Origin of the sequence: Colwellia sp. Bg11-28 (assembly GCF_002836245.1) — a bacterium.
In the GTDB taxonomy this organism is placed as follows: domain Bacteria; phylum Pseudomonadota; class Gammaproteobacteria; order Enterobacterales; family Alteromonadaceae; genus Colwellia; species Colwellia psychrerythraea_A.
This window is the reverse complement of sequence record NZ_PJBA01000006.1, coordinates 466,253-479,509: the sequence shown is the minus strand read 5'-3', so window position 1 is coordinate 479,509 and position 13,257 is coordinate 466,253. Positions and strand designations below refer to the sequence as shown.

The 13,257-nt window shown below is 35.9% G+C and carries 9 protein-coding genes and 1 pseudogene; 4 read left to right on the top strand and 6 right to left on the bottom strand.

What is annotated here, in order from left to right; translation table 11 throughout:
• Nucleotides 1–484: 484 nt before the first annotated feature.
• A complete protein-coding gene (locus CXF79_RS09045) occupies nucleotides 485–2,047 on the top strand; it encodes a hypothetical protein (protein WP_101154698.1) in 1,563 nt (520 codons plus the stop codon).
• Between the two features lie 227 nt (nucleotides 2,048–2,274).
• Here CXF79_RS09045 and CXF79_RS09040 read toward each other — a convergent pair whose 3' ends face one another.
• The 3 genes and pseudogenes from CXF79_RS09040 to zipA form a co-directional block, all read right to left on the bottom strand.
• Complete coding sequence (locus CXF79_RS09040) at nucleotides 2,275–4,230, bottom strand: BRCT domain-containing protein (protein WP_101154697.1); 1,956 nt, start codon at nucleotides 4,228–4,230, stop codon at nucleotides 2,275–2,277.
• Between the two features lie 164 nt (nucleotides 4,231–4,394).
• A pseudogene (gene ligA, locus CXF79_RS09035) lies at nucleotides 4,395–5,591 on the bottom strand (NAD-dependent DNA ligase LigA); the annotation flags it as partial.
• Nucleotides 5,592–5,745: 154 nt separating this feature from the next.
• Complete coding sequence (gene zipA / locus CXF79_RS09030; protein WP_011044227.1) at nucleotides 5,746–6,888, bottom strand: cell division protein ZipA; 1,143 nt, start codon at nucleotides 6,886–6,888, stop codon at nucleotides 5,746–5,748.
• Nucleotides 6,889–7,065: 177 nt separating this feature from the next.
• Here zipA and cysZ point away from each other — a divergent pair, with 177 nt between their 5' ends.
• Both cysZ and CXF79_RS09020 read left to right on the top strand, forming a co-directional pair.
• Nucleotides 7,066–7,821: a sulfate transporter CysZ gene (gene cysZ / locus CXF79_RS09025; RefSeq protein ID WP_101154696.1), complete on the top strand. Its 756-nt coding sequence runs from the start codon at nucleotides 7,066–7,068 to the stop codon at nucleotides 7,819–7,821.
• Between the two features lie 164 nt (nucleotides 7,822–7,985).
• Nucleotides 7,986–8,432 (top strand): hypothetical protein, encoded by a 447-nt coding sequence (locus CXF79_RS09020; protein WP_232769127.1) that lies wholly within the window; start codon nucleotides 7,986–7,988, stop codon nucleotides 8,430–8,432.
• 66 nt (nucleotides 8,433–8,498) lie between these two features.
• On the opposite strand, the gene CXF79_RS09015 is transcribed toward CXF79_RS09020, so the two are convergent.
• Nucleotides 8,499–10,388 (bottom strand): M1 family metallopeptidase, encoded by a 1,890-nt coding sequence (locus CXF79_RS09015; RefSeq protein ID WP_198560051.1) that lies wholly within the window; start codon nucleotides 10,386–10,388, stop codon nucleotides 8,499–8,501.
• A gap of 190 nt (nucleotides 10,389–10,578) precedes the next feature.
• A complete protein-coding gene (locus tag CXF79_RS09010; RefSeq protein WP_101154695.1) occupies nucleotides 10,579–11,475 on the bottom strand; it encodes a flagellar protein MotY in 897 nt (298 codons plus the stop codon).
• A 229-nt stretch (nucleotides 11,476–11,704) separates the two neighbouring features.
• Here CXF79_RS09010 and rnt point away from each other — a divergent pair, with 229 nt between their 5' ends.
• On the top strand, nucleotides 11,705–12,400 hold the full coding sequence (rnt, locus tag CXF79_RS09005; RefSeq protein ID WP_101154694.1) for a ribonuclease T: 696 nt from the start codon (nucleotides 11,705–11,707) through the stop codon (nucleotides 12,398–12,400).
• A 107-nt stretch (nucleotides 12,401–12,507) separates the two neighbouring features.
• Here the strand turns inward: rnt and CXF79_RS09000 are convergent, their stop codons facing one another.
• Nucleotides 12,508–13,113 carry a peroxiredoxin gene (locus CXF79_RS09000; protein WP_011044234.1) on the bottom strand — a complete coding sequence of 202 codons (606 nt, stop codon included), beginning with the start codon at nucleotides 13,111–13,113 and terminating at the stop codon, nucleotides 12,508–12,510.
• Between the last annotated feature and the right edge of the window lie 144 nt (nucleotides 13,114–13,257).

Sequence of the window (13,257 nt, the reverse complement as noted above, 5' to 3'; positions counted from 1 at the left end):
AATACATCACGGACAAATCATGAATATTTACCAAAATAAATGATTTTTCAGAAGCAGCAGAGCATCAATGAGGTCAGAGTAATTGATTTCAGCAAGTGATATCAATTCCTGATACTTTAAGTCATTTTAATGTAATTACCTCAACGGCAGCTTTGGTGGCTTTGTTGATTATCAATATGAAGGTAACTCAACGTCTTATGAACACTAAATACACCTAAAAAACCTGTTGATTTTAATGTCCGCTTTCGTAGCTGTCAGTGATAGTCCCTCTCAGAATGTTAACGGGATTTCCGAGGCGATAAGGACTATTTTTCCAGAGAGCGAAGTTCAACCATCAATCGTTCATCAAATACTAAATTCATTGAAGTATGTTGCCTCTTAAAATCAACACTGTTAAATATTGATTTTAAACATAGTCATACCTTGAGATGGTATTATCATAAGCATATAAAATACCTTATGAATAAATTTAGGAAGGATTCTTTTGTCAAAAAATAAAATATCAGGCTTTGTTACTTATTGTGAGAATGAACTAGGTAAAGAAACATGGATTCCTCTATTTAGAAACCTCGATTCTGATGATAAAACGGTTGATGGTTCGCAATACTCTTGTTTATCTCCAATAGTCGGAAGGGAAGTTTATATGGACTCTTACGGGTGGGATTTATCATACGGTAGCGGTTGTCCTTCAATAATAACGTGTGGTGATGATGTAAGTTATGAAGAACATACATCTGAATTTTTACCGTTGGTTTATGTTCGAGACTTTATAGGAAGAAATAAAAAGTGTAATGAACTTCTTCAAGAATTAGTATTGTACTTGAGATTGTACAATGACACTAAAAACTCTAAATATGTGATTGATGATGATAATGGAAAAGAGATTGAAGTAATTCGATATTCAAAAAAAGAAATTGTAATTAGAGCTTCATTCTTAAAAGCATTCATGGCAGCCAAACAAATGAATTTACTTTTGTTTTTTGAAAGCACTTTTCATTTTAACGAAAATTTTGATAACGAAGAAATAATTAAAAAAGACAGTATTAGATACGATAAATATTCCAATGACTCATATGTAAAAGGTTATAAGAACTTTACAAGAGTGGTAGGTAAAAAATTAATAGAGTGCCTAGGTTTAACAGAGCAAAATGCATCACCTGTTAGTTTAGAAGAAGACTATGAAGAATTTATCATTAAAGGAGATGAGCACGATTCAAAATCTCATTCGTGTGATCCATCTATTCTAGCTGATTATTTTGGTGGTAACCCCGATTCGCCATACTATTTAACTCAAGTATTTTTTAGTAAAGATGTTCTACAAAGATACTTTAATGCATCTACAGAATATGAAGTTTCAGATAGCATGATTTATAAAATTGGATATTGGCAGTTAAGAATTGATAATAATTCAAAAGATCATGTTTGTGTCTTTTTAGGTGATTTAGGAAAGGACTTACCCCATTCGGAACAAAAATATTGGAAATGCTTCAATATTGGGGCAGAAGATAAAAAGATGAGCAAAACATACTTTGAAAGGAGTATGTTAGGGCAATGGTCAAATCCTGAAAGCCCCGACTTAATCTTTAAGAGCGTGTTTGAAAGATTTCAAAATGAATGGTTTGAAAAATTCGGTTGGTATTTATTCTTACCTTTAACGGACTCTGATAAACATTGTTTTAATACATTACATTGCTTAACCAAAAATGAACAATCTGAATTTGATTCACAAGTTTTATCACTTGTTAAAATCACAATCGACTCGATAAATGTGAAAGGTATAAAAGTGGTTATGCCAAGTGATGAAACGAAATCTATGAAGTTGTTTTCTGCATTTATTAAAACAAAAGAGATAGATTTTGATGCTGCTAGGTTCTTGGGAGGGCTTCAAGGGGTTCGTTCTTCGGGAGTAGCACATAGACGAGGTAAAACGTATGAAAAGACTATTAACCGCCTTGAGATTGACGATAACGACCTAATAACTGCATTCGATAAGATTTTAGAGCAAATGACAGAGCTTATTAACTCTCTTACAAAGATATTAGAATAATAATTAATGTAAAACATGATGGTGTCAAAGAATTTAAATTGAATCGGAACTAATACAAGCTGTATTTTTTTGACAGCTTGATTTTAAATCCCTATTATCGCTATGGTGGCAAAGCGGACTATTTATGGTGATAAATTCAAACTAAAATTAAGACATATTGTGGCAAAAGTGCTCATGTTAGAGGCCAATCTCAGTTTTCGATTGAGAGCCTCAAACATTATGTTTAATTAATCATTTATTAATGATAAATACTCTTCTTCAGAAAGAACCTTAACACCTTTATCCCTAGCTGCATTTAACTTGTTTTCACCAACTTTTTCACCTGTGATCAGAAAGTCTGTTTTACCTGAAACTGATTTTCCAACCTTCGCCCCAAGTAATTTAGCTTGTTTTTCCATATCTCCTCTTGCGCCTTGTGTCATCGCCCCAGTAAAGACAACAATTTTACCTGCAATTGGCGAGTTACTATCTAGCTGATCTGATTTCTTTGGAGTTACAGTTAAATTAAAGTGTAATGAATATATCTTTTGAAAAACATCCTTAATTGATGACAAACCTTTTACAAGTTGGATTGCTGTTTTCTTCGCAAAACCATCTATCTTCACTAATTCTTTAGTGTCTAAATCAAAAATACTTTCAATCGAATGATGTTCGAGTAAATTTTCCGCAACTCCAAGGCCCAAACGATTCAATCCGAAAGCAGCTAAAAATCTCCAATCTTCTATTTCGACTGTACGGCTTCTAGTTAGAGCATCCTGTAGGTTCTTAACTGTTTTTTCTTTATAACCTAATTCAGAAAGTTTAATTGAATTATTTTCCAATAAATAAACATCATAAATTGTTGATACACCGTGCTTATTTAAGTTAGATATTGTTGCGGTTCCAAAACCATCATTGTTACCCAAAGTATCAAAGAAATGAATTATGCTCTTTTCTATTTGGTCTTTACAGGCTGAAGTATTAAGACAATAAAGACTATCATCAACCCATTTTAAATCTTCATTACAACATGGGCATACATCTGGAATATCAGCATTAGCTGATTCAATTACTTTCTCTATTTTAGGGATCACTAAACCTGATCTGACTATTTCAAGAATAGCACCTTTCCCAATTTTTTTATCTCTAACCATTCCATAATGATGCGCTGTAACTCTACTTATCTCTGCACCTGATAATTTGGTTGGATTGATTCGAACAACTGGTGTCAACTTCCCATTCCTTGAAGTCTGAGGTATCACTTCCAAGACTTCTACCTGAGCCTTTTCATCATTAGATTTAAGTGCTATTTGCCAACGGTGGTGCTTTCTTGTAGCGCCCATTTTCTCTTTGATTTTTTGATTTTTACACTCTAAAACAACACCATCTACATCGTAATCACAACTTGCTAATATATTTTGAGTTATTGCATCAAAATCACTACGAAGATCTGATATTTTACCTTCCCAGTTTTCTAACTTTGAGAAAGGATAAAATACGGCAGCGCCCTCATTCATAGCTTTCTGGACTCTTTTATCTATATTCTTTTCTGCTATTATCGATGCTTGAATGTTTCTTGAGTTTTCAAAGTACTTTGATAAATTGGATTCAAAGTAATCCTTTGAAATAACAATTTCACCCGCACCAAGGCCCCTTTGAGCACTTTTTGCAACCTGTAATCCCCTTTCAAATGCAAATGATATATCTCTTCCTCTAACTCCATTACCTCTTGTATATAAAGTACTTCCATCATCGTACCCAGCATAACCATCTAGTTTTGGAGTAATTCTAATTTCGATATCTAGTTCGCTAATATCAACCATATTGCCAGTTTTTATTACATTATCTAACCACTTATTAATCGATTTAAACGTATAAGCTTTTTGTGTTGATAACATTCTTTGTGGTAATTCAACTGTTTTGCCTTCAAGTACATCTTCTGATTCTACATTAGTCAAATATGGGTGGTATTCACCTAATTCATTACTCTCTTTAAATATTTCCTGAAATCCATCATAAACACGATCATTGATAAGTTCGTGTTTTGCTCTGTAGCATGCATTAGTGATTTCAAGAATTTCTAATTGGAACTCTTCATTCAAAGATTTGAACTCAACAATTCCTTCCAACACTTCTATTAACAAAGATAGATGTAGCTTTTCGTGCTTCTTTGAAAATATTTCTTTTTGTATTTCATTTAACATATTCGTTTTACCCAAGACATAAGATTTAGTTTCTCAATAATTAGTAATTGCTCTTTATTGAATTTTACATTTAACATGAAGAGTCCTTATTAATGAGTTAAACTAGAGTTTAAGCTTGTTGCTCTATTTGACAAATATTTGCTCATACCTGTGAACATGACATTCACATCACCGGCACGGCGGATAACCACGAAATCATTCACTTTCAGCCCTAATCGGGTTATTTCATCTTGGTTATGTAATGTGGCATTAGACACTGTTACGCCTCCAACAAATACCGGTTTCAAACGTGCTACGGGAGTAATCGCGCCAGTACGCCCTACTTGAAACTCGACATCTTCAACACAGGTTAATTCTTCTTCCGCAGGGAATTTATAAGCAATAGCCCAACGTGGGGCACGTGCGACAAACCCTAAACGTTTCTGCAAAGAGATTTCATCAACTTTTAATACAGTGCCATCAATTTCATAACTCAAGGCACTACGCTTTGCTAAGATATCTTGATAAAACGCATCACAGGCTTGCTCACTTTCAAGTAAGCGTACTTCTGGACACATAGGCAACCCCAACCTTTTAAGCTGACATAGTCTTTCATGATGAGAGTTAGCAAAAAAGTCATTGGTTAAATCGGTACTTTCAGCGCCTCCATCAGACAGTTTCCCTACAAATCCAAGGCTATAAGCGTAAAAAGCTAAATTACGTTTAGCGGTGATTTTAGAATCAAGTTGTCGTAAACTTCCCGCCGCTGCATTACGTGGATTTGCAAAACCTTTCTCGCCACGTTTTTTAGCCAATGTATTTAATGCGTCAAAACTTGCCTTAGGCATAAAAACTTCACCGCGGACTTCAACGATATCAGGAAAATCTTTACCTGGTGTGCCCATTAACTTAAGCGGAATAGATTTTATTGTACGAATGTTAGTCGTAATATTCTCCCCTACACTACCATCGCCACGTGTAGCCGCTTGTATTAACTGCCCGTGCTCATAACGTAAACTCACTGCTAAACCGTCTAATTTAGGCTCGGCACAAAAGACTATCGCTTGATTGTCATTTAACCTATCTTTTACGCGTTTAACAAATGCGTGAAAATCATCTAAAGAAAAAACATTATCAAGAGAAAGCATCGGCAGCTGATGAGTTACTTGAGTGAAAGATTTTAATGCCTGACCGCCAACTTTTTGGCTAGGTGAGTCAATAGTCTTAAGCTCAGGATTAGTCTTTTCTAAATCGATTAATGCTGTCATTAATCGGTCATATTCTGCATCAGGCACACTAGGTTGGTCTAATACATAATATTCATGATTATATTGATTAAGCTGCTGTTGCAGTTGGCTAATTTTCTTTTCGACATTCGACATAAAAATGATTCACTAAAGTTTAATAATTTATATAGGTCACTTCTATTAGTTTTAATAGAAGCTGACACAAAGAGATGATTGGTAACGGGTATAAAATAGAAAACGGGCTTTAAAGCCCGTTGTAACATTCAAGTATTGCAATAATCGTGACTATTTACTCCACAAGCGCAATGCGACTTTTTCGATCAAATTCTCGTATTTTACTGAGATAATGTTGCTCGGTTTGTTTAGTCATTACATTGCGTTTATCATCAAGAACTTGTGCATTAAACTCTTGAGCTAATTGTTTTGCTGCATTAAGCATTTGTTCAAACACAGAAAAAGGGTCACCCGCATTTGGTAATGTCATAAATAAACTAACACCGCGTGTTGCAAAATTTTCCATGTTATCTAAATCAAATGAACCTGGGTTCATAATATTTGCCAAACTAAAAGTTACTTTACCTTTGCCTGCATTATCTTCGTGACGATGAAAAATATTCATTTCACCATATTTTAAGCCAAGTGTAAGCAAGCTAGGTAAGAGCGCTGCACCAAGCATTTGCTGATTAGCCGGCATTACTACTGATAAAATAATGACCTGTGGTTCTAATTGAGTTTTGATTTTTTTAGGTGCGGCAGCTTGTTCACTCATCTGGTTATCAAAATCAATTTCAATTTGGTCACGTTTAAGTGTAGCTTTTGATGGTGTTTTGCTAACTTTATTAATTGGCGTGCGAGCAGGTTTGGCTTGCGTAACAGGCTGTTCATATAAAGGTTCAATATGAACTGCTTTTGGCTTTGTCGGTTTCTTCTTGACCTTTTCAACAGCTGGAGCAGGAGTTAACTCGTCACCTAATTCACCTTTAGAAAATTGGCCACTATTGTCTTCTTTGAACCAGTCATCTTCAAGACTGCTATCTAATTCTTGAATCGAATTATTATCAAGTTCTTCCTGTTTAGCTTTCGAGGTCTGCCCCGCGAGATCGCCTAAAACATCATTTTTTATTATGATCTGGCTTTTAGATAGATCATCGGGCAGTTGAATACCTTCAGTTATAAAATGCTCAGTGACGGCCTCATTTTCAAGGTTTATTTTGTCATTTTCTGCACTTGGTTTAACTTTAACTTGCCCAACACCATCTTGATCAAAACCTTTTCGGTCAAAATCTCGCGTTATAGGATCGGCTTTGTCCTTCGATGTTTTTAGTTTATAGGGATTTTTTTGTTTTCTTAATGTCCATAAGCCATGAATAAATATTGCGGTAATGACAATGGCACTGAGTATAATTAAGACGTTTCTGAAGTTATCTTCCATTTTCGAGCCTATTTACTTTCTTGATTACTGTTTTTCATGCGATTCTTATCGCGATATATTAACAGAAAACTTTATCAGAAATTAGAGATATTTGTAACAAGTAAATGTTGTAAAAGTATGAAAGAAGCTTTTATACTCACGCGATGAATATCAGTCACTTAGGAATACTCTACGCTCATGCCACATTCAGCTAAAAAAACTAAATTTCCGCCCATTGATCACAGCGGCGCCAGCTACTTTTTCAAAGGGTTTAGTCTAATAAGACAAAAAGGTATACGTCGTTTTGTTTTCATTCCTTTAGCAATCAATGCCCTATTATTCAGCTTTGCCTTTTATTTTGTTTACTCAGAATTGAATACTTATATGGAAAATGTAATGGCTTGGTTACCAAGTTGGCTTGATTGGTTGAGTGTTATATTATGGCCTTTAGCTGTGATCACCATTTTAGTTATTTTTTCATTTCTTTTTAGTACAGTGGCCAATTGGCTAGCGGCTCCCTTTAATGGCTTATTGTCTGAAAAAATGGAAGCTCTTTTGTCTGGTAATGAAGCTCCAAAAGGCAGCATGCTTGATATTGTAAAAGATATACCAAGAACGCTCAGTAGAGAGTGGCAAAAACTCGCTTATTATGTACCCCGTGCCATTGGTTTTTTTATTATCATGTGGCTATTACCGGTTGTAGGGCAAGTACTTTGGTTTTTATTTATAGCTTGGATGATGGCAATACAATACAAAGATTACCCGTTTGATAATCACAAAGTTCCATTTGCAAAGATGAAAGAAGTTTTAAAACAAAACCAAGGCATTAGTTATAGCTTTGGTATTACTGTCGCTGTATTTTCTATGATCCCCATCATTAATCTGGTTGTAATGCCTGTTGCCATTTGTGGTGCGACAGCATTATGGGTTGATCATTATCAAGACAAAGTCTAAAAGGCTTAGTCTCGATACTAAAGCGCGACGATAGAGATGAGCCATAAAGTACTGCCTAACTAACGATTTTTAATGATATTTGTAAGGCTATTATCGCGTTAGTGCTAAAAATCGTATATATTTAAAATTATATAAAAACATAAACTTGAACGGAAGTGACTTAAATGAGAGTAAAACAAGCTGTTAAGCATTTTACATTACTTAGTATGATAGCAGTTGGTCTAAGTGCTTGCTCGTCGACGCAAGACATTGAAGAGCAGCCTACTCAAGCCCCTGTCATTGTGGCAGAGCCGGTCATTGAAGAAATAGAAGAAGAAGTCGTCAGTAAGGTAATCAATAATGGTGTTATTGATATTCCAATCTTGGATAATGCTCAAGTTTTTGCTGAATTCACTGATAAATTACCTGCTGTCATTAACTATTTCACCCAATCAAGCGAAGCGCAAGTAATCGATTTTTATCAACAAGCATTCGGTGAGCCCTACTCACAAGAGCTTAAACGCGACAGATTAACGCTACAATACCAAGAGGGTAAAGAAATAATGCGCGTAGTTATTTCTCAGCAAAACAAAAAACGTCAAGTTGATGTTATTATTGAAAATAAAAATTAATAATAGTAAAAAGGGGCTCAATGTTTTCACATTGAGCCCCTTTTTCTGTCTCGAGATATTAGTATCTTATTTCAATACACCGTCTACGGTACCTTGGGCTAAACCATGGTAACCTGGACGAGCTTGTTTATACACCTCAACTGCCCACGCTTTGCTTTCTGCATTTTTGGCAAGCTCTTTATATAACGGCACTATCAATTTACGACGACCGATGCTTTTTAGGTACTTAGCCATTGCAGGATAAACCTCTTTGTAATCAGCACGCACTGATAATAGGTACCAAGCATGAGCAATCTCAGCATTACTGCTATTGGTTAAGTCGAAAGCTTTATCCAAATTCACCATACGCTGGTGATCTAAATCTACAGGTAAGTTATTAATAAAGTGCAACCATTCGTGTAATGTCCACTGAGCGGTAGGTAACTGTTCTAACGTTAACTCATCAGTTACTAATTGGTTAATTTGCTTATCGATAACTTTAAAGGCATTTGAAGTAGGCTGCGGCGCATAACTCGGCAAGCCTGCTTTGAAAATCCACTCATTGATTTCATTATCACTAACAATATTAGGGTATTTATCAGTTAAGTTAGCTTTTAAATATTTAACAAAGTTATCCGTACCTAAACTTTGAAATGCATGGCTATCGAAATATTCTAACACGAATGCATCAAAACGCTCACGACCAAACTTTTCTTCTAAGTACATCAAAAATAACTGCCCTTTAACATAAGGTACACCAGAGAAGGCATCATCAGGATCTCGACCTTTTAAATCGATGTATAGCTGAGTATCACTTGCATCAAGTTCGAGTATTTCTGCATTTAGATCTTGTGCGCCCAATGCTTGTTCCATTACTGCGCGGTCCGTACCAAAAACGGCTTCCATAATACGGTTTTCAACATAACTGGTAAAACCTTCGTTTAACCATAAATCACGCCAGCTTTCATTAGTAACTAAGTTTCCTGACCATGAGTGAGCAAGCTCATGAGCAATTAGGTTAACTAAACTTTTGTCACCCGCAACAACGGTTGGTGTGATAAATGAAAGACGTGGATTTTCCATACCACCAAAAGGAAAACTAGGAGGTAACATCAATAAGTCGTAACGACCCCAACGATATTTGCCATACATTTGTTCAGCTTTATCAATCATGGCTTGGGTATCATCAAATTCAGCAACAGCAGCATCTAAAATATAAGATTCAGCATAAATGCCTGTTTGATGGCTCATCGCTTTAAACTCAAGGTCACCCACTCCAATCGCAATTAAATAAGGTGGGATGGCTTGAGGCATTGAAAAGAAATAGTCGCCATCGCGCTCAGTACCCGGTTCGTTATTCGCGCTCATTACCGCCAATAAATCTTTATCGGTAGTTATACGTGCAGTATAAGTCACTCGAACACTTGGTGTATCTTGGATAGGTATCCAAGAACGGGCATGGATTGCTTGGTTTTGACTAAATAGAAAGGGTTTTTCTTTACCAGCAGTTTGTTCAGCTGACAACCATTGTAACCCTGTCGCTTTTTCTGTTGAGTTATAATATACACGAACTTTTTTAGCATTTAATGGTGTATTAATGGTTAGCTTGCTACCTAACACGTCATCGCGTTTAGCTAAATCATAGTTCACCTTTACCCACTGGCCTTGGCTATTTTTTGCCATCACGCGGTGAATAACAAGATCACGTGTATCTAAGATTAATGGCGCTTTATTATCAGTAAACCAATCAAGTGATAACTCTGCAAAACCAGATAACGATTTTTTATCAAAATCAACATTAAGATCAAGATACACATGAGTTGCTTTGACTTGGTCATAATTAGCGTAAGTATACGCATCAGTTAACTTTGACACGTTTGCGTGTTGATGAGTGGCCCCTTCATGGGCCCATGTAACTGGCGCTATAGACACAGTAAAAGTGCTGAGTAAAAAGCAAAGTTTTGAAAAATGTTTCATGACATTTTATACCTTAAAATTAAAAAGTCGTCCCCAAACAGGGCTCAGACAAAAACAGGCCTGTAGATTACTGCGAATCTACAGGCCTGTTCAATATTTTACTTTATATTTTTTACGCGCTCTATTGAGATAGTAGCAAGTATTATTTACAGTACTTTAACAACACCTCAATATAGTAACTTGGGTAAAGTTATGGTTTCTGCATTTGAATGACCACTCTACGGTTTTTTCCTCTCCCTAGCGTGGTGTCATTGGAAGATATATGGCGCTTCTCACCATAACCTTTTGCTTCAATTCGGCTTACTTCAATGCCATTTTCTACAAAATAATCTCTGATTTTAGCGGCGCGGCGTTCTGATAATTTTAAATTAGACCAACGACCACCATAACTATCAGAATAAGCATCAATCAACACCAACTCTAACTCTGGATCTAAACTCAAATATTGACGGATCATCTCGATACGTCTTTGTGATGCTTTAGTGAATTTATCACTACTTGATTGATAGTTAAGTACGGTATAAGCAATATCATCAAAACTATAATTCAATAAATTTCCAACACAACCAACAAAATCTCTATAAGCTTTTTTAAAGCGAGCGGTTGAAAGACCAACAGATATTTTATCTTGTTCGCTATACCAGTCATTATAATAAAAGGTAGGACTCATGCCCTGCTCTAATTCACTTAACATAGTCCAAGCAACTTTTTTCGGCAGACTAGGGTTAAACTGTTTATGTAACTTCATATTCGCTAAGGTACGAGAACCAGTACCTGGCTGCCAATTAGGGGCAACACTGCGAACTTCGGCTAAAGAGTAGTTATCCGGTAACAGCATCATATCTAACTCAAATTCCATATTAAGCTTTCGGCTGGCTTTTGCTGAAAATCGAGCTTCGCCATAGCGAGGGATTTGGTGTGATAATGTGCATTGTAGGCGTGAATCATCAGATAATTGCCATTTAGAGGTATGGATATCTGCGCTATATTGGCGTATGCCGGCTTTTACATCACTAGCTAGCAAACTAGTGACTAAACTAGCTATAACAAGAAAATAAGTACTCATTGATGTGACTATTTTTTTCATAATTATGCACAATATCGATAGCGGTAACAGGACTATTCACTTTTGCCTGTATTGGATATATAGGGTATCGCCCTAAACTCAGATAACTTTAGCATTTTATCGGTTAAAAATCGCTTTACAGAGTAAAAAAATCAATTTAATGACTGATAAGCCATCTTCATTGTCGTTTTTAAATAAACTTTCTGCGATAATAATCGGCATTATTTAAACCTATAATACTTAGTGACTAATGTCTGAATCAAGCTCTATAGATACCCAGCAAAAAAGCAATCCTAATTCTGAAAAAGTAAAAAGCAAATTTTCTCAAAGATTTCGCGGTTACTTTCCCGTTGTTATTGATGTTGAAACAGCCGGTTTTAATTCCCAAACAGATGCCTTACTTGAACTTGCAGCCTCAGTGTTACATTTAGATGAAGACACCGGTGATTTTTCTATCGATGAAACAATACAATTTAACATTGAGCCGTTTGAAGGTGCAAACCTTGAACCTAAAGCGTTGGAATTTACCGGTATAGACCCAACAAATCCGTTACGCGGTGCAGTTGATGAAGATGAAGCACTAAAAGATCTTTTTAAATTGGTTCGAAAGAAAATGAAAGTTGCAGGTTGTCAGCGAGCTATTATTGTTGCGCATAATGCAGCCTTTGATTTAGGCTTTTTAAATGCCGCTACCGAGCGCTGTAAGATTAAACGCAGCCCTTTTCATAGTTTTGTTAGTTTTGACACTACAACGCTTGCCGGTCTTGCGCTAGGGCAAACCGTTTTAGCAAAGGCATGTATCGCTGCAAAAATAGACTTTAACAATAGCGAAGCACATAGTGCTTTATATGATACTGAAAAAACAGCTGAACTATTTTGTCATATCGTTAATAAGTGGCGAGCATTAGGTGGTTGGCCGTTAGCTGTTGAAGAAACAGAAGTCTAACAACTAAACAACAAACTAAAATTTAGATATAAAAAAACCGCTTTCGCGGTTTTTTTTTGCATGTTAGTTAATCAACTTACGCGATTAACTAAAAAAGTCAGGAAAAATTATAACTTATCTGCATTATCAGTAAGGTAAGAAGCAACACCTTCTGGAGAAGCAGTCATACCTTTATCACCTTTGTTCCAACCAGCAGGACAAACTTCGCCATGGTCTTGGTGGAATTGAAGTGCGTCAACCATACGTATCATTTCATCAACATCACGACCTAGTGGTAAATCGTTAATTACTTGGTGACGTACGTTGCCTTCTTCATCAATTAAGAAAGAACCACGGAATGCAACACCAGCTTCTGGATGTTCAACATCGTATGCTTTACAAATTTCATGTTTAGTATCAGCAACTAAAGTGTATTGTACTGGACCAATACCACCGTCATTTACTGGAGTGTTACGCCATGCGTTATGTGAAAATTGTGAATCGATTGAAACACCAATAACTTCTACGCCACGGCTTTTGAATTCTTCCATACGGTGATCAAAAGCTAATAACTCTGATGGACAAACAAAAGTAAAATCTAAAGGATAGAAAAATACTACTGCTTTTTTACCGTTAATTGCTTCGCTTAATGTAAAGCTATCTACAATCTCACCGCTACCCAATACTGCTGCAGCAGTGAAGTCTGGTGCTTGACGACCAACTAATACGCTCATTTTATGCTCCATTTATCTTTATGTTAAAAAAGTTTAATTTTCTGCCAACAAAATTTGTGGCAGATAAATACTCGTTACCAATCAAAATTCATGGTTAAAGCTGAATTTAAAATGGTAACAGGTATATAAAATCAATTAGTTAAG